Origin of the sequence: Dyadobacter sp. (genome assembly GCF_039919315.1) — a bacterium.
Taxonomy (GTDB): domain Bacteria; phylum Bacteroidota; class Bacteroidia; order Cytophagales; family Spirosomataceae; genus Dyadobacter.
The window spans coordinates 23,381-42,126 of record NZ_JBDSFX010000051.1; the positions used below are offsets into that span (position 1 = coordinate 23,381).

Genomic DNA, 18,746 nt, shown 5'->3' on the forward strand with positions numbered 1-18,746 from the left:
TTCAATTCTGGGATGCGTGAAGTGGTATTTTGCCTCTGGTACTCTTATTGGTTAACCATTGCTTTACAGATTTTTTTCACCAGGCCAGGCCCTTCATAGATGAAACCGGTGTACAATTGTATCAATCCGGCCCCGGCTTTTCTCTTTTCCAAGGCTTCCGCCGGCGAGGCAATTCCACCGACGCCAATCACCGGAAATGCGTTGTTTGACCGGTCGCAAAGGTAACGAATTACTTCAGTCGACCGCTGTGCGAGCGGCGCACCGCTCAGTCCGCCTGCTCCTATTTCTTCAACTTCCTTCTTACTGGTGCGGAGTTTTTCGCGGCTAATGGTCGTATTTGTTGCGATAACGCCTGCGATCCCTGTTTGTTTTACAATGTCAATAATATCATCCAGCTGGCTGAATGTCAGATCAGGGGCAATTTTTAAAAATATAGGTTTTGGATTAAATTTTTCCTTATTCTTTGTCTGCAGTTCACGAAGCAATGCGGTGAGCGGCTCTTTTTCCTGCAAATCACGCAATCCGGGCGTATTGGGGGAGCTTACATTGACTACAAAATAATCCACAGCATCAAACAATTCGCGGAAACAGATCAGGTAGTCGCTCAGTGCCTGATCATTGGGCGTGTCTTTATTCTTGCCGATATTCCCGCCTACCAATATTTTAGATTTCCGTTGTTTCAATTTTGCAGCCGCCACAGTAGCTCCTTTATTATTGAACCCCATGCGGTTGATCAATGCCTGATCCTTTTTCAGACGAAACAACCTGGGTTTATCATTTCCCGGCTGAGGTCGGGGGGTAACCGTACCAATTTCAATGAAGCCAAATCCCAATGCTTCCAGCTGATCCACCATTTCTGCATTCTTATCAAATCCTGCGGCTAATCCGACAGGATTACGAAAACGCAACCCAGCCACTTCCTGAACCAGGTCCGGATGCTCAAAAGTGTACATTGACCTCAGCATTTCAGGCACAAAAGGAATTTTGAATGCGATATGCAGCACCTCGCAGACGAAGTAATGGATTCGCTCAGCATCAAACAGGAAAAGTATAGGGGAAATGAGAATTTTATACATCCTGCAAAAATATAATGTTTAAGAGGAAGGGTTGGCGGAGAGGGGGATTTTTATTTTTTTGTCAAAAATTATGTAAATCAATAAGTCAAGCCTTGCCCTCATCATCCAGATTTTCCTGCTCCTTGATAAAATCGTCAATCATGATAACATCTCTGACATCCTGCGGGCGCCGTGCCAGAATTTTAATTTCCCGAAGGTCGTTCAAATGCAAAAAATGAATGGTAGTACCTTCTGTATTCTCAAATGTTCTGGATCTTTGAAAAACTTCCTGGAACTCGAATCGTCTATGAATTCTGGTTAGGATATCTATTTGTCCGGCAAAACCAAAGATCTGAGGTTGTGTAAAATCCAATTGTTCTAGTTTAGCTAGCTCGCTTTCATCCAGATCCATACTTCGAAACACTTCGACCAACCGTAGCCCGTTTGCCTGTGTTGGGTTGATCCAGATATCAATATCATTTGTAGCTCTATTTAATCCATTCAGATATAAGGCAAAACCTCCTACAACCATGTATTCCAGATTGTGCTGCTGTGCACATCTGGTAAAATTCAGGAAATCACTATTCTCTAAATCCATTCAGCCTTGCGAATTGTAATTTTGCGCTCTCCGTCAGTAGGCTGGATCCTGCCCAAGAAGTAACCCATCTCTCGCCATTGTTGGAAAAATTTAATACTTCTTTCCGCAGGACTTTCCTTTGCCCCATCAAGCATTGATTGGATGTAAGGATCATTTAGATCTTTAAAAATGGTTATTACCTTGTTGCTTTTCATAGTTCATTCAAAAACTGTTCAAGTGATTTTGCTTTCAGCTGTCCATTTTCGATTTGTTGAATCTCCTTATAACCCGTTTTAACACTTTCAGAAATATTAAAAGCCTCTAACTTCTGTTCAACCTCTTTCCAATCTTTCAATGGCAGTTGAATTGCAATAACCTTTCCCTTTGAGTTTGTTACGAATTGAACATTCATGGTCTTTTTCAGTGTAATAGTTTCAAGTAAATATCGCAACATTTATTCCTATAACAAAAAAGGTATCCCACCCGGCAGGATACCTTTTTTACTAAATACAAATGCTAACCCTACTTCTTCGCAGGCCACACGTACTCGAATTTGCTATTGATCGGAGCGCCAAAATAATTAACTCCCAGGTAATCGAGGCGTTTTTTATGCGTTTCAAGACGTTTACTGAAATCTTCAAAATTTTTGGACTCTTTCGGGGTCCAGCCTACTTCTGACAAGGCAATGGCACGCGGCCACACCATATATTCCACATAGGCTGGCGTTTTCATGTATTCTGTCCAAACATTCCCCTGTACGCCCAAAATGTGTTTTGCTTCCTCTGCTGATAATTCTTTGGGTGTCGGATCGTAAGAATATGACTCCGCCAGATCAGTGAATCCGCCGATTGCGATCGGTTGGGTTTTAGCATCCGCCTGATAGTGATCCAGATATACAAAATTATTCGGGGTCATAATGACGTCATGACCTTCTTTTGCAGCCGCGATGCCGCCTTCCGTGCCGCGCCAGCTCATGACGGTAGCATTAGGTGACAGCCCGCCTTCCAGGATTTCGTCCCAGCCGATCATCCGGCGGCCTTTGGAAGTAATAAATTTGTCAATGCGCTTGATCACGTAGCTCTGCAATCCGTGCTCGTCTTTCAGGTTTTCCTTCTTGATCAGGTCCTGGGCGAAACGGCTTTCTTTCCATTGCGTTTTAGGGCACTCGTCGCCGCCGATATGAATGTATTTGCTTGGGAAAAGCTCGATTACTTCTGAAAGTACGCTTTCCAGAAACTGCAGTGTCTCTTCACGAGGCATGAACACATCATCATAAACGCCCCATTTCGTCCCCACTTGATAAATCTTGTCAGGATTGTTTCCCAGCTGCGGATATGCAGCCAGCGCAGCCAAAGCATGGCCGGGCAATTCAATTTCAGGGATCACATTCACAAAACGGTCTTCTGCATATTTAAGCACCTCCTTGATTTGCTCCTGAGTATAAAAACCTTCGTAAGGAGTGCCGTCATACTTCTGATCCGAGTAATGCCCCTTCATCGTTTCACTGCGTTTCGATCCGATAGTGGTCAGTTCCGGGTATTTCTTAATTTCAATCCTCCATCCCTGATCCTCAGTCAAATGCCAGTGAAACTGATTTTGCTTGTGCAATGCAATCAGGTCAATGTACTTTTTAACAAATTCGATAGGCATAAAATGTCGGCCTACATCCAGCATGAGCCCACGGTAGGCATAGCGGGGAACATCTTTGATCGTAGCCAAAGGCACAGTCCATTTTACGCCAGGAACCGCTACCGGGCTAAATGCCTCAGCAGGTAGCATTTGCAACAAAGTCTGCACGCCATAGAATGCCCCTTTTGCAGTTTGCGCCTGAATAGTGACACCTTTTGGCGTGGACAACAGCCTGTAACCTTCTTCACCGAGACTTGCATCCGAAGAAATGGCTAATGTAATGTCGCCTTTTCCTTTCGCGGTTTTGATGTCCATTCCAGTCGCTTTGCTCAGCTGCGAAGCCAGCATACTGGCTACCTGTGACCATTTTGCATCTTCCGGGGCGCCGATTTTCGTTTTCGCTTTCATCGTCCATTCTCCTTTTGCCAACAGAATCTGCGACGGTTTGGGAATGATATTGGGTTGCGCCGAGGCTACGTGAAGTAGTCCCAGGCAAAAAAATGTGAACAGAAAATGTTTCATCCAGTTGAAAAGGTATGACTTATTAAAATTATTTAAGAACGCGCAAAATTAAGTTTGTTAGCTTTTAAAATACTACCATTCTCAATTTTTTTATAATTTTATGTAATTATTTGAAAGAAAAGGCCGTTGAAAAGATGCCCGGTAACGATATCATACCAAATTTTAAATGGCAAGGTTTTGTCATACCTGGGTGCCCCGCATGACTGAATTAATAACTTAACTCCTAATAAAAATCTAAAACCTATACCTGTGAAAAGAACCCCTTTTCTTTATTTTATCGCGTTAATTTTACTCACTAACACTTCTTTTGCTTCACTCCCTGCCACTTCAATTCCTGCAATCGGCTCCAAGACCGGGTACGTTGACGGCGGGAAATTAGTAGGCAAAATCGTCGAATCTCCCGGAAACACTGGCGTGAGCTTTGCTACCGTAGCATTACTGATGGTTAAGGATTCAGCCCTTACCAGTGGCGCAGTTGCAGACGAAAATGGTGTCTTTACCATTGCTAATGTTACACCGGGGAAATATATCCTTCGCGTTACCAATATGGGTTATCAAAACCTTTTTGTTCCAAATGTTAATGTATCCGCCGAAGCAAATCTGCTGGATCTTGGAAATATTACAATACTCCCCGAAGCTAAAAAGCTTAACGAAGTGATCGTGAGGGGAGAAAAAAGCATGATCGTGGATGATATTGATAAAAAGATGATCAACATTGGAAAGGATATGCTGGCAACCAGTAACAATGTAAGTGACCTGCTGGAAAAAGTGCCTTCTGTATCGCTCGATGAAAATGGCAATCCCCAGGTTCGTGGAAAAGGTAATGTCGTCGTTTTGATCGATGGCAAACCTTCCAATTTATACGGCAGCGACCTCCCGACCATTTTGCAATCATTTCCTGCTAATCTGATCGAACGTATTGATGTCATGACCACACCTTCCGCGAAATACGAGGGCGAAGGTGCATCTGGTGTGATTGATATTATTACTAAAAAGGCGAAGATCCGCGGAACGAATGGTGGAGCGAGGCTGACTTTGGGCAACAAAAACAACCATAACCTATCGGGTAATATCAGTTATAAAGCCGGTAAGTTCGGCCTCAATGCCTCATTAAGTGGTCAGAACAGGGAAATGACCTGGAAAAGAAACCTGAGCCGTGACAATTTTATTTCGGAAAACACATCACATCTGGAACAATCAGGAACAGGTGGCAACAAAGGCAGGAATGCATTTGGCCGCTTGGGAATGAATTACGATTTCAATGATAAGAACTCGGTGGAAGTCGGGGTGAATTATTCATTGGATGAAAACAAAAATAACAGCAGCATTCTCAACGAAACGAGCGTAACACCCGGTACTGTTTCTGAAAGGTTCCGCCGACTCAATATTGGCGACAATAACGGCAACAACATGAATTTCAGTTTCGATTACCGGAAGAAGTTCGCCGAAAAAGACCATCAGCTCAATTTCACGAGCAGTTATTCCCTCGGCTCGTCTGACGGGGAATCATACCTTTCACAGGAAAGTGTCGTTGATAGTTTGGTGAGAAATCAGCAAAATTTAAGAGACAACAAACGCAGATCACTCTTCCTGAATACCGACTATACCTGGCCAATTACACCAAAATCCACATTGGAAGTCGGTTTGCGATCACGGAGCAGCTCCAATGACAACACCAATGCCTTCTACACGATGAGCAAGGAAACGGGCGGATATTTATTTGATCCCAACATCAGTAACATATTCGGGTACAAGGATGCTACCTACACCGGGTTTATGACATTTTCTCAAAAAACCGATCTGTGGGGCATGCGCGCCGGTTTGCGAGTAACAGATTATAATCAGGAAATCAACCAGATCAGTGTGAACCGTGAGTTCAACGTGCACTTTCTGACGTTGGTACCTTCTTTGGCATTGACCAGAAAATTGGGTGAATCGTCGCAGCTGAAATTGAATTACAGCCGCCGCGTTCAGCGTCCCGAGGCTGACTGGCTCAATCCCTACACGGATGTTTCTGACCCGCGCAACGTAAAATCGGGGAATCCTAACCTGAAACCTGAGTTTACACACAAAGCCGAAATGGGTTATTCCAGTTATGAGGCTGCCGGCGGCTTCGGGCCTTCGTTGTTCATGGACTACTCCAACAACGCGATTACCCAGATCAGGACGATCGATGAAAGCGGTATTTCGCTTACTCGTTTCGACAATGTGGGCCGCGAATTATCTTACGGATTCGAAACTGATTTCTCCCAGAAAATCGGCGAAATATTGAAAATTAATGGAAGCGGCCGTGTTTTCCGCAGCGAAGTAGTGTCACAAATCGCGCAGATTGATAACCGCACGTGGAGCTACTCCGGTAACCTGAATGCATTTATCACATTGCCTCTGGACTTCCGCGCCTCCGCTTATGTGAACTACGAAGGCCCGCGTGCCATTGCGCAGGGTACCCGTGAAGGTGTTTTTATCGCCAATATGGGTATCAGAAAGGATTTGCTGGAAAAAAAGGCTACAATTTCATTCAATGTGCAGGACATATTTTTGTCCAGAGCATACAAAAGCCAGCTGAACACAGCGACTTATTCTCAAAATTCACTCTGGCAACAGACCAACCGTCTTGTGAACCTTACATTCCAATACAGGTTCGGCAAAATCACTGCTAGCGGAGACGATGCATAGTCAATATCAGGCGGTTACAAAAAAAGGAAGGGTATTAGATACTCTTCCTTTTTTATTTTTGAGACGGTTCTGGAAACTATTATTCCAATCAAATGGATTGAATATACGTAACTGGCCTTGGGTGGAATGGTTTTTGCAATCAGCGTGAATAGCAGTAGTCGATTAATTTTGCTTAATTAAACCCTGAACCTGTTTAATGATCTAATCCAGGATGAACAAAAGTTCGTCATATAAATTGGAGCACAGGTTTTAACACAATAAAAAAACATTGACATGAAAACATCATTGAAAATTTTAACATTGCTACTGCTGGTTTCTGTTGCATCAACTGCCCAGAAACTGCCCGCAGACTCTATTTTCGCCAAGTATTATCAGGCTACAGGAGGCAAAGCACTCTGGGACGGTATCAAATCCTATAACCTGAAAAGGAGCTATACGGCAGCATCCGCAGCTCCTTATGACGCCAACGTTACAGTTTCCATTCCAGATCAATCCATATCCAAAACGAAGACGATCATGAAACGCAGCTTTGTGTATACCGTAAAAGGTAACCAGGGCTGGCTGAAAGTGCCGATCGGACAAAAAATGGACGTAAAAGACCTGAGCCAGGCCGAGCAGCAAAATATGCGCATGGAAATTTACAGCGGACTGGTACCTTTTATTGATTACAAAAACAGACAACTCATTGCAACCACGGTAGGCACCGAAGCTTTGAATGGTGTACAGGTAAATCAGGTCGAATTGCAGGGCCAAGGCATGAAGTACAACCTTTATTTTAATGCTCAAACAGGCCTTTTGGTTCGACAAAAAGAGACACAGGCCGGCGTCGAAACCACAACAGATTTGTCAGATTATGCTAAATCTGCGTACGGTGTATTGTACCCAACCAAATTGGTAGAAATTAACAGTACCGATAAAAAACCGGTTACCATCAGATCCGCTGCTGCCATCAATGGCCCGGTGAGTGTGGAGTTATTCAAACGATAACCCGCATTCAGGCAGACTAAATATTTTTTTCTGGATAGTTAAATTTTCCAAAGTTTAACTATCCAGATTTTTTATCCGAATAGCCCAGTTTCCAAATCACCTGGCGAGGTTTAAGTCCAGGATTAATACGTAGGAATGAAGAAAGCACTAAAAGTATTGGCCATTGTCATTTTGACCGTATTGATTCTGGTAGGAGTCTTGATTTGGGGCATTCAGACACCTTTTGGACAGAATTTCCTAACTTCCCAGGCCAATTCCTTTCTTCGGAAAAAACTCAAAACAAAAGTCAACATTGAGAAAGTGCGCTTCGATATTCCGGATTGGGTATTGCTTGAGGGCGTTTATTTTGAAGATACACACGGCGATACGCTCGTAGCCGGCAAGAGACTTTACGTGGATCTTGATATGTACAGCCTTATCAAAGGCAATATCGGGATCAATAAAATAGAACTGGAAGGAGTTACTGCGAATATTAACCGCGTGCTGCCTGACACCGTTTTCAATTTTCAGTTTATCGTTGACGCTTTCGCAAGTACTGACACGGTGCAAACGGATACTGCTTCGGCACCAATGGAAATGCGCCTCGACCAAATCTCGCTGAAAAATGTACGGCTCTCCTACCGAGATGCCGTTACCGGCACAGACGCTGAGACCAACATTGATTCCGCACTGGTCAAGTTTGATAAATTCAACCCCAGCCTCTCCCAATACCATCCTACTACCGTCGCGATACTGAATAGTCAGGCGAAAGTGCGGATGTACAAAGCATTGAAAGTAGCGACCGCCGGGCCGGAACCAAAGCCAGATCCCGCCGATTCGCTGGATTTGAAACTGGGCGACATTGACATTAGCCAGTTTAAATTCCAGTTTGATGATGAAACATCCGGTTTAAGAAATGGCTTGACAGTAGGTAAGTTGCAAGGCCATGTGAACAAAATTTTCATGGGAAGCCAGCAGGTGGACGTGAAAAATGTGTCCCTGGAAAATCTGGCGCTTTACGCAGAATTCGCAAAAAAAGCCAAAGCAGAAGCTACCAAAGATACTATCGCAAAGGTAGCGAACGCTCCGGCTGATGAAACACCTGGCTGGAATGTTAAAGTTGGGGATATCAAGCTTGTCAATAGCGATATCCGGTACGATGACTTCAATAGTCCCAAAATACCTAATGGCCTGGATTATGCACATTTGAATATAAAGGACCTGAATGTCGCGTTACAGGAATTTATTTTCTCTCCTGAAAAAATTGCCGGTGCGCTCAAATCTGGTTCATTCAAAGACAAGAGCGGGTTTACTTTACAAGAGCTGCGCACCAATTTTGCTTACGGCGACAAGGAAACTTACCTGAGAAACCTGTTTTTCAAAACGCCAAAAACATTACTGAGAGACGAACTTACTCTGCGGTACAACAGCCTGGACGACCTTACCAAAGACATTGCCAATGTCAAGATCAAGCTTCGGCTCACAAATAGTCAGATCGCATTCTCGGACATTCTGCTACTGGTTCCAGATCTGGCCAAAACGCCTCCATTTGACAAAGAACCGAATGGTATAGTGAAAGGCTCCGGCCAGATTAGCGGCTCAGTTGATGATATGCTGATCTCCAAGGCAAGGTTCACCATGCTCAACGGAACTGTGCTCAGCGCTGACGGACGCTTGCAGGGATTACCAGACGCGAATAAGTTGAATATGGATCTGACGATCAATGAAATATCGTCGACCAAACAGGATTTGCTTAAAATGCTGCCCGATAGCGCCGTACCCGCTTCGATAGAACTTCCTGAACAGATCAAGATTTCAGGGAAAGTAAAAGGATCAATGGAAAACCTGACGTTGACGACTACGATCAATACGTCTTTTGGTATCGGTACATTCTCCGGAAACCTCAAAAACATTACTGACAGTTTGAAAGCCCAATATAATGGTACGCTGGCTTTCAATGATTTCGATCTGGGCAAGCTGATGAAGCAGCCTCCCGAGCAAATGGGTAAACTTACGCTCAGAACGGATATTGAAGGAGTGGGATACGCACCCAAAACCATGAAAGCCAGACTGGATGGTACTGTACAAAGTGCTGATATCAAAGGTTATGTGTACAACAATCTGACACTTCGCGGGAATGTTGACAATGGTATGGCCAACATTTCGGCTAATATGGACGATAGGAACATTGATGTAAACCTCACCGCCCAGGCCGATCTTTCCAAAGAATTCCCGTCGGTTAAAGCGGATGTCTCGATCGATAATCTGGATCTGACTGCCTTGCATTTGTACGCGGATTCGATGCAAATCAAAGGTGACATTCAAGTGGATATGCTTTCGACTAATCCTGAAAATCCGCTAGGAACGATCAGTATCAATGACCTGGTACTCACCCATCACCGAAGGCCCACCAGTATCGATAGTATCAATGTTCAACTCACCGATTCCAGTGGTTTGAAACAAGCCAACATCAAATCGCCTTTTTTGAAAGCTACTATGAAAGGTGATTTTGTATATACCGAGATCGCCGATGCGCTTTTGACCGAAGTAGGAAAGCATTTCAAAGCTCCTGGCCTTACTTACAATACCATTACGAAGCCCGTCAACTTTACACTGGACGCCACTGTGACCAACCATCCGCTGTTCAAAATGTTCGCGCCGGAGTTGAGAGAAATGAATGAAATCCAGTTGCGCGCGCAGCTGGATAATCAGAAAGATTCGTCGATTGTAGCGAGGTTAACCATTCCAATGGTGGATTACGATAGCATCCGCACCGAGCGGGTGTCTGTCAATTTCGCCAATGTGAAAGAGAATGCCGCCTTGAATGCCAATGTAGGATTGGTCAATACCGGTGGTTTCCGAATTCAGAATGCATCATTGGCAAGTAAAATCGTCGATAATGATGTGAAGTTTGACTTCATTGTAAAAGATTCCGTCAATACCGACCGGCATACGGTCAAAGGAGACTTGGCGGTGGCTGGAAATACATATCGTCTCAATTTGCGGGATGATCTGCTTTTGAATTACAGTAAATGGGAGACGGATACAGCCGGGTTCATTCGGTACGCGACTGACAGTTTGTATGTCAAAGACTTTGTGATCAAAAATGGTGGACAATCCCTTAAAATCAATTCCACTACTACTGCCCCAAACAGTCCACTCGACATTGCAATGAACAATATTTCAATCGGCCCGCTGATTGAAATTGCCACCCGAGATTCGACCATGGCGTCGGGTATCCTGAATGGCAAGATACTGCTGAGCAACTACATGACTGCGCCGGTGTACACAGGAGAACTGACCATTGACAGCCTCGCGGTGACCAAAATACCGGTCGGTAACCTGGTTTTAAAATCAACCAATGAAACTGAAAACCTGATCCGGGTAGATATGTCGCTGACCAATGGTGAGAATGATATGCGGGTTACGGGTGCTTATAATCTCAAATCCGAAAGTCCGATGGATTTTAAAATGGATTTGAAAAGACTGAGTGCGAAGACAATCGAAGCATTCAGCTTTGGTGAACTGCGTGACGCAGAAGGAAATCTGACGGGCGACATTGCCATCACTGGTTCGACAGACAGCCCGAAGTTAAACGGTGCTGTAAATTTTGATAAAGTCGCATTCAATGCTACGCAGCTGGGTTCGAGGTATTCATTGTCTGACCAAAAAATCAATTTCAATGGTCAGAACATTGTGTTCAACAATTTCATTATCGCTGACTCAACGAACCAGCAAATGAAGATCGACGGAAATGTAAGCATTGCCAACATTCCGAATGTGGGTTATAACCTCACGATCGCGGCCAAAAATTTCAATGTCCTGAATTCAACCCAAAAACAGAATGAGTTGTTTTTTGGTAAAGCCAATATTGATGCTAACCTGACTGTTAAAGGACAGGGTAGCAAGTCGGTGATTGACGGTAATATTAAAGTCGATCCGGGCAGTAATATTACATTCGTAATGCCGAGCGATGCCACCGAAGCCGGCGACGCAACGAAGGGTGTGATTGAGTTCGTAGATATGAGCGACTCTACGAAATTAGCGAAGATCGATTCCATTGCCACGGACATTATGGTTGATTTTGCATCGCAGATCAATCTTGAAATTGCGGTAGACGACAAATCCGAGTTCAAAGTAGTGATTGACGAATTGAATGGGGATAATATCAGACTGAAAGGTAATGCACAGCTTAATACCGGTATCGCGCCGAATGGGCAGTTGTTTCTGCTTGGGTCCTATGACCTTACCGAAGGCTCATACGATCTCACATTACAGATTCTGAAAAGGCAGTTCGAAATTCAGAAAGGAAGTACATTGATTTGGACTGGTGATCCGATGAAGGCGGATTTGAACATCACAGCTGCTTATCCTGTGATGGTTGATCCCGGTTCCATTGCAAGCAAATTCCAGGGAGCAAGCAAAATTCCAGTCGAGGTGCAGATCGTGATTACTGGAAACCTGACAACGCCTAATATTACGTTCAACATTGAACTTCCCGAAAAACAAATTGACGAGTCGATCATACGCGACATTTCCGGTCAGGCATTTTGGCAAGACATGCATAATAGTCCGTCGGAAATGAACAAGCAGGCGTTTGCATTATTGATTACTAATAAATTCATTACCGATCAATCGTCACCAGGCTTCAATCTTGGATCTAGCGCAGAAGCTGTGGCACGCCAGAGTGTGAGCCAGTTGCTGAGCGATCAGCTAAATAACCTCGCCTCTGATTTAATTAAGGGTGTGGATCTGAACATCGGCCTCAATTCCACCGCTGACCAGGTTAACGGAGCAAGAACTGACCTGAATCTTGGACTAAGCAAAGCGTTTTTGAATAACCGCCTGAAAGTATCGGTTGGTAAAAACTTCGAGCTGGAAAGCCAGAGCAACTCAGCCAGCTCAACCGAGGTGTTCGACAACATTGCCTTGGATTACTCCATTACCAAAGACGGACGCTATCTTTTCAGGGGTTATCGCAAAAATCAGTATCAATCGATTTTGGAAGGTTTCATCATTGAAACAGGGGTAAGCTTTATTATAACGGCAGACTACGATCTGTTCCGTGAAATCTTTCAAAAGCAGAAAAATGAAGAATAGTCTATTAACAATACTGATTTCCTGCATCATATTGTCGGGCTGCTCCGTCAATAAATATATCCCTGCGGGACAAAGTCTCTATGTAGGCAGCTCAGTGGAGGTTACCGCAGACAGCATTACAAAACCAAACGTTTCTGGTCTGGAAGGTCAGTTGGAAGGCATTATCAAGCCTCCACCGAATAAAACACTTTTGGGCTTTCCCTGGAAGGTCTGGTTTTACTATTGGATCGGTGAACCGAAAAGAGAGGGAGGGTTGAAAAGCTGGTTCCGCAATAAGCTAGGTGAACCTCCGAGGTTTGCCACGCAGCGCGTTGTCGATATCAACGCAAAGAATATGGTTTCCTTTCTCGATAATGAGGGTTATTACCGTTCGGCGGCATCGGGCAAACTAGTCCCCAGCAAAAAAGAAAGTCGTAGGACCTCCACATATGAGTTCGAGGCCTATGTGATGCCGAGGTATGTGATCAATGAAATAAGCTATGTCGTGCCCGACAGCTCACTGTTTAATCGTGACCTGGTTTTAGCAAAAAAGGAAACATACCTCAAAAAGGGTGATCCGGTAAGGCTTGACGTGATTTCCGCTGAGCGAAACCGCATTGATCTTGAATTAAAAGGTAAGGGCTATTACTATTTTAATCCGGACTATCTAATTATTAAGGTAGATTCTACCATTGGTAGAGCGGATTCTACGCTGGGGCTGCAGCAGGTTAACCTCTTTCTCGAAGTAAAGAAAGAAACTGCACAGAATTATCTGAAACAATACTTTATCAACCGGATTTATGTGAATACCGGTACCGAGGAAAACAAATCAGCTGATTCTGTATCCAGTCAGCCGTTACGTAGAGGTCTTAACATTACTGATCCCGGGAAACTTTATAAGAGACGGATTTTCTACGATGCGATAGGATTTCGGCGAGGGTCCATGTACACTAATACCGTACACGATATATCATTGCAGCGACTTGTAAATCTCCAAAATTTCAGGTTTGTTAGAAACCGGTTTGATCTGGTGCCACGTTCGGATTCTGCTTTGTTGGACGTTCACTATGATCTTGCGCCGTCGAAAAAGAAGTCGATACAGACATCGTTAAGTGCAAGTACTAAATCCAACAATCTTGGCGGTTCAACATTAGATGTCACCTGGCGAAACAAGAATTTTTTCAAAGGTGCTGAAATCTTGTCAATTCACGCATTCTTCGGTTTTGATGTTCAACTAGGTGGCAATAGAGGAGCAGGTGCAAATACAATTGGAAATGAATATATAAGATATGGAGCTAGTGCAGACCTCGCCTTTCCGAGGTTTATTATTCCATTTGTCAAGATCCGACCCGAAAAAAGCCAGGCATTGCCTAAAACAATTCTTTCCATCAACTATGAAAACAGGATACAACGGAATTTTTATACAACAACATCAATTCGTGGAGATTGGTCTTATCTATGGAGAAAAAATCGGGAAGTCGAACACACACTTACACCCATTTCAATCAATTTTGTTCAACCAAGGAACATCAATGGAGAAACTTTAGAAAAAATCCTTTTTAACCCTAACACTAATCCACTAGATGTCCTACGATACCTGACTATCCTTGAAAGCAAGTACTTTATCGTCGGTTCAAATTATTCAGTGTCATATAGACCTACGCCTAAGCCATTTAGTAGAAACCAGTTTGCGTTATCAGGTGGAATCGATTACGGCGGCAATTTATTAAGCTTGTTTGCAAAAAGGCCTGCGGCAGATACTCTGCCAAAAGAGTTTCTGGGTGTTCCAGTATTTCAATATATCAAGCTCGACGGCGATATTAGATATTATCGTACGGTAACTCCCGGAATAAAATGGGCAAATCGTCTATTACTAGGAGCAATCAAGCCTTATGGAAATTCAAAAAGTATGCTCACGCCTCAGTTTAAGCAATACTTTGCCGGTGGAAGTACTGGTATCAGAGCATTCAGGGCGCGATCCATCGGACCTGGTTCTATCCCACCAGATACGTCACGAACGGAATTATTCGGCTACCAACAATTTGGAGATATCAGAATGGAGTTCAATAGCGAGGTTCGCATGGCGTTCACCAAAATTATAAATGGTGCTGTTTTTGTCGATGCAGGAAATATCTGGGCATTTGGAGATAGTACCAGAGCAAGATATGATTCCAGGGGCCTAATAAGCAGAGGTTTTATGAAACAGTTGGCAGTCGGAGGCGGTATAGGCCTCCGACTGGATTTCTCTTTCCTGATTTTTAGGCTAGACTTGGCAACTCCTTTCAGAAAGCCTTGGTATAACGGATTGGCCGACCCGGACAATCCGGATGACCCGAATAAAAACAAAAACCCCTGGGTTTTCAATGAGATAAACTTCGGAAGTAAAGCTTGGAGAAAGGAGAATTTGATATTGAATATTGCGGTGGGACTGCCGTTTTAGCCATAACGTTTAACCCCATCTGTTCCAATTAACGTAATTGATATTAATGGTTTTTCCAGGCATCGTTAATACAGCTTTTAGTGTAATCTGACCTTGGGGGTTGAAAGTCAATTGCGAAATAAAAAGTTGTCCTGAAACTTCTCCTACTGGTTCTGACATAAGACTCCACTGGCCTGGCTTAACTAAGTATCCCGATTGACTCCAAACGGCATATTGATAGCCTGGTACGGAATTAAGGGTACCTAAAACTACTTGAACTGGTTGTGGGTCGGTCCAAAGATGGATTGTCCCATTATTTGTCGTAACTGAGTGATAAAACCTAACAATATAGCGTTTACCAGCATAAATAAAACTGACAGCCATCGCGAGGCCTCTTGCGCTAGGAACTATTATGAGAGGTCTTGGTGCGCTTGGTTCTGCTGTAGCAAATAAAATGCTTTGGCCACTTGAACTACCAGATAAAGTGAATGCTGCACCAGCTTTTCCAGCAAGAATTATTGGAGCACCGTCGTCAATTGTGGGAGTTGAAGGTAGAATGAAGTTTAAATCTCCCCCTGCACCACCGTCACTTTCCGGATTATCGGGTTCAAGAAAAGTCGGATCTGAAATGTTCGAGTTGGATAAGGAAGAAATCTCGGCCGCAGATAAAGTATTTGATTTCTTTCCATTTGACTGAACCTTACTCGAAACAATCTCCTCTGATTGACAGGATAACAGGAAGCAAAAGACCACGCAGGCTTGTAAAAATAGTTTGTTCATCTTGATATCATTTTAGTTTGGCCCAAATCTAAAATGATATGTACAGATTTTTTTTTGCGCTTATCCTGAGGCTAAGCAAGCGATTATCGAGAGGCTAATTTTATAACCTAATCTCCTGACAAAGCTCAATCAAGATCCCATTAGTACTTTTAGGGTGCAGGAAGCAGACCAGCTTATTATCCGCACCTTTTTTAGGAATGTCATTCAGGAGAATAAAACCTTCTTTCTGCAAACGTTTCATTTCAGCGATAATGTCTTCTGTTTCAAAGGCGATGTGGTGAAAACCCTCGCCCTTTTTTTCTATGAACCGGGCAATGACGCCGTCGGGGGATAATGATTCCAGTAACTCTATTTTGGTTTCATTGATCTGGAAAAATGAGGTAGCAACACCTTCCGATTCTACCGTTTCACGTTTGTAAGGTTTCGTGCTGAAAATTGCAGAAAAAAGCTGTTCTGCCGCGGCCAGCTCTTTTACGGCGATACCAATGTGCTCTACATTTTTCATAGGATCATTATCACATTATTTGCGGTTATCCCCGCCGCCGACCATACTCAGGTAGCTTTCGTAACGGCTCATTGCAATACCACCTTCCGAAACGGAGTGCTTCACCATGCAGCCGGGCTCATTGATGTGCTGGCAGTTGTTAAATCGGCATTGGTTCAGCAGCTCGCGCATTTCCGGAAAATAATGACTGATCTCCTCTGGCTTCATATCCGCCAGGCCCAGTTCTTTGATCCCGGGAGAATCGATGATAAATGTGCCCGGTTCCAGCTCGAACATTTCCGCAAATGTGGTGGTATGTACACCTTTATTGGCAAATGTGGAAACTTCCTGCGTTTTAATGTCCAGGTCAGGGGCAATGGCGTTGACTAATGTGGACTTCCCTACTCCCGAATGCCCGGAAAGCAGCGAAACTTTCCCTTTGAGTAATGCTGAAAATGGCTCCAAACCTTCATCCGACAGGGCGGTAGTCGCAATGCAATGATAACCAAGGCTATCATACAAATCCATTAGCTCCGACTGAAATTCCTTCATATCGTCATTCAGCAGATCCTGTTTGTTAAAAACCAGTACGCCGGGAATACGGAACGATTCAATCGCCACCAGAAAGCGATCAATGAAACCCAATGATGTTCTCGGAAATACCAGCGTAGCGATCAGGATCGCCTGATCAACATTGGCGGCGATGAGATGCGAGAAAGCAGATTTATGCACCGATTGACGGACCACGTAATTCTCGCGCGGCAAGATCTCGTGTATGATCCCGAAATTCTGCACATCGTCTTCTATCTCAAAATTGACATAATCACCTACCGCAATGGGGTTGGTAACCTTTAATCCCAAATTCTTAAATTTACCTTTCAACCTGCATTGCCAGATGTGACCGTCCCTGCTGTCTCTCACATCATACCAGGAACCCGTGGAGCGCAGCACCAACCCTTTTACTAACATGCTTTGATCAATTTTTTCAACAATTAGCGAATTTAAGAGGAGTTTCGCAGAACAATGCAAAAATTACAGACTTGCACCAAATTGTGAGAACCGAAATTAAGTAGTTTTCTTACAAAGACTGTTTTTTACGTTAAAACAATCATTATAGACAAAAACGTGTCAACTGCTTATCTTCCGGTTCTACATCTCAACCTATCCTTTAACAGGAATATCGTCTGACCTCAGCCTAAAACACAAATAATAATATTTTTTAATATTACGGGGCATTTTAACACTTTTTCCATACATTAGTATCCTTTGATTATAAAGAATATTAAAAAACACATCACAGTAAAATATCTTACCCCCCATAATGGACTTAGTTGTAGAAGAACCGAATTCGGTCATTGATATCCGTAAAAACCGTATCAGAAGTAACCTGTTGCTTCATCTATACCAATCGGGCGATACTTCAATCAACAAAATGGCAAGGCTGTTCCATGCCAGCATTCCGTCCGCCACCGGTATCGTTAACGAACTGATGCGAGAGGGCTGGATCACCGAAACCGGAACTGGTCCGGCCAGGGCGGGCAGGCCACCGGTACTGTACGGGCTTAATGCCAAGAAGTATCTGACATTGATCATGGACATTAACCGCCATGACACGCAGCTCGTCATTTTCGACTTGCATAATCAATTGATATTGAGGAGAAAAGTAGACATTCGACTGGACGATTCTGCAACGTTTCTGGAAGAGCTCTTCAAATCCACGGATGACTTTTTGAAATCCAATAATATCAGTCATAGCAAACTTTGGGGCATTGGAGTTTCGATGCCGGGACTGATCAATTCATCGCAGGGCATTAACCTCACCTACCTGAACCTGACACCCCCGGGTGTTCCCTTGGTGGCGTTCCTGAAAAAGCATTTCCAGCTGCCTGTTTGTCTTTTCAATGATACCAAAGCGACTACCATCGGCGAACACCGGTTTGGATTCGCGATGGAAAAATCGCAGGTACTGACCATTAATATTGACTGGGGTGTAGGGCTTGGCATTATCATTAACGGAGAGGTTTTTAACGGCGCATCGGGCTTTGCCGGAGAGCTGGGCCACATTCAGGTCAAACCAGACGGACTGCTTTGCCATTGCGGAAAAATAGGCTGCCTGGATACCATTACCTCAGCCCTGGCCTTGATCCGTCAGGCGAAAGAGGGTATCAGCAGCGGCAGGGCCACTATCCTGACCCAGATCGTTAACAATAACCTGGACTTGCTGGATACTTCCCACATCATTGAAGCGGTGCACGCGGGCGACGAGTTTTCTATTGATCTGTTGAGTACAGTCGGTACTGAGCTGGGCAAGGGACTGGCGACAGCAGTACATTTGTTTAATCCGGAAGTGATCATTGTGGGCGGCTTGCTGGCTGAGGCAGGGCCATTTATTTCCAATCCGATTGAGCAGGCCATTAACAAATATTGCCTGTCCGACTTTAAAAATTCGCTCTCGATCCATATCTCCAAGCTGGGGGCAAAAGCGCGCTTGCTGGGTACTCAGGCCCATTTATTTGAACATCTTATTGCGAAAGAATTCTCCTGATATTTCACATTGGG

At 44.0% G+C, this 18,746-nt stretch carries 13 protein-coding genes; 5 read left to right on the forward strand and 8 right to left on the reverse strand.

Features of this window, described 5'->3' with window-relative positions; genetic code table 11:
- Positions 1-44: 44 nt before the first annotated feature.
- The 5 genes from ABIO93_RS13855 to ABIO93_RS13875 all read right to left on the reverse strand — a co-directional run bounded on the left by ABIO93_RS13855 (position 45) and on the right by ABIO93_RS13875 (position 3,783).
- Positions 45-1,076, reverse strand: coding sequence for a quinone-dependent dihydroorotate dehydrogenase (locus ABIO93_RS13855; protein ID WP_348068571.1), 1,032 nt, complete (start codon positions 1,074-1,076; stop codon positions 45-47).
- Between the two features lie 85 nt (positions 1,077-1,161).
- Positions 1,162-1,653 (reverse strand): DUF6036 family nucleotidyltransferase, encoded by a 492-nt coding sequence (locus tag ABIO93_RS13860; protein ID WP_348068573.1) that lies wholly within the window; start codon positions 1,651-1,653, stop codon positions 1,162-1,164.
- Positions 1,644-1,847 (reverse strand): hypothetical protein, encoded by a 204-nt coding sequence (locus ABIO93_RS13865; RefSeq protein WP_348068575.1) that lies wholly within the window; start codon positions 1,845-1,847, stop codon positions 1,644-1,646. The genes ABIO93_RS13860 and ABIO93_RS13865 overlap by 10 nt, the downstream gene beginning before the upstream one ends.
- Complete coding sequence (locus tag ABIO93_RS13870; protein ID WP_348068577.1) at positions 1,844-2,044, reverse strand: hypothetical protein; 201 nt, start codon at positions 2,042-2,044, stop codon at positions 1,844-1,846. Before ABIO93_RS13870 ends, ABIO93_RS13865 begins: the two co-directional genes overlap by 4 nt.
- Before the next feature lie 110 nt (positions 2,045-2,154).
- Positions 2,155-3,783 carry a beta-N-acetylhexosaminidase gene (locus ABIO93_RS13875; protein WP_348068579.1) on the reverse strand — a complete coding sequence of 543 codons (1,629 nt, stop codon included), beginning with the start codon at positions 3,781-3,783 and terminating at the stop codon, positions 2,155-2,157.
- 249 nt (positions 3,784-4,032) lie between these two features.
- Here ABIO93_RS13875 and ABIO93_RS13880 point away from each other — a divergent pair, with 249 nt between their 5' ends.
- The 4 genes from ABIO93_RS13880 (at position 4,033) to ABIO93_RS13895 (ending at position 14,944) form a co-directional block, all read left to right on the forward strand.
- On the forward strand, positions 4,033-6,459 hold the full coding sequence (locus ABIO93_RS13880; protein ID WP_348068581.1) for a TonB-dependent receptor: 2,427 nt from the start codon (positions 4,033-4,035) through the stop codon (positions 6,457-6,459).
- Positions 6,460-6,732: 273 nt separating this feature from the next.
- Positions 6,733-7,446: a hypothetical protein gene (locus ABIO93_RS13885; RefSeq protein WP_348068583.1), complete on the forward strand. Its 714-nt coding sequence runs from the start codon at positions 6,733-6,735 to the stop codon at positions 7,444-7,446.
- 135 nt (positions 7,447-7,581) lie between these two features.
- Positions 7,582-12,525, forward strand: a complete 4,944-nt coding sequence (locus ABIO93_RS13890) for a translocation/assembly module TamB domain-containing protein (RefSeq protein ID WP_348068585.1) — start codon at positions 7,582-7,584, stop codon at positions 12,523-12,525.
- Entirely contained in the window at positions 12,515-14,944 is a 2,430-nt protein-coding gene (locus tag ABIO93_RS13895) for a BamA/TamA family outer membrane protein (RefSeq protein WP_348068587.1), read from the forward strand. The genes ABIO93_RS13890 and ABIO93_RS13895 overlap by 11 nt, the downstream gene beginning before the upstream one ends.
- 9 nt (positions 14,945-14,953) lie before the next feature.
- On the opposite strand, the gene ABIO93_RS13900 is transcribed toward ABIO93_RS13895, so the two are convergent.
- The 3 genes from ABIO93_RS13900 to rsgA all read right to left on the reverse strand — a co-directional run bounded on the left by ABIO93_RS13900 (position 14,954) and on the right by rsgA (position 17,156).
- Positions 14,954-15,703 (reverse strand): hypothetical protein, encoded by a 750-nt coding sequence (locus ABIO93_RS13900; RefSeq protein ID WP_348068589.1) that lies wholly within the window; start codon positions 15,701-15,703, stop codon positions 14,954-14,956.
- Between the two features lie 100 nt (positions 15,704-15,803).
- Positions 15,804-16,208, reverse strand: coding sequence for a methylmalonyl-CoA epimerase (gene mce, locus ABIO93_RS13905; RefSeq protein WP_348068591.1), 405 nt, complete (start codon positions 16,206-16,208; stop codon positions 15,804-15,806).
- A 15-nt stretch (positions 16,209-16,223) separates the two neighbouring features.
- On the reverse strand, positions 16,224-17,156 hold the full coding sequence (gene rsgA, locus ABIO93_RS13910; RefSeq protein WP_348068593.1) for a ribosome small subunit-dependent GTPase A: 933 nt from the start codon (positions 17,154-17,156) through the stop codon (positions 16,224-16,226).
- 352 nt (positions 17,157-17,508) lie between these two features.
- On the opposite strand from rsgA, the gene ABIO93_RS13915 reads away from it, so the two are divergent.
- The gene (locus ABIO93_RS13915) at positions 17,509-18,732 is read left to right on the forward strand and encodes an ROK family transcriptional regulator (protein WP_348068595.1); all 1,224 of its coding nucleotides are present in this window, start codon (positions 17,509-17,511) and stop codon (positions 18,730-18,732) included.
- Positions 18,733-18,746 lie beyond the last annotated feature (14 nt).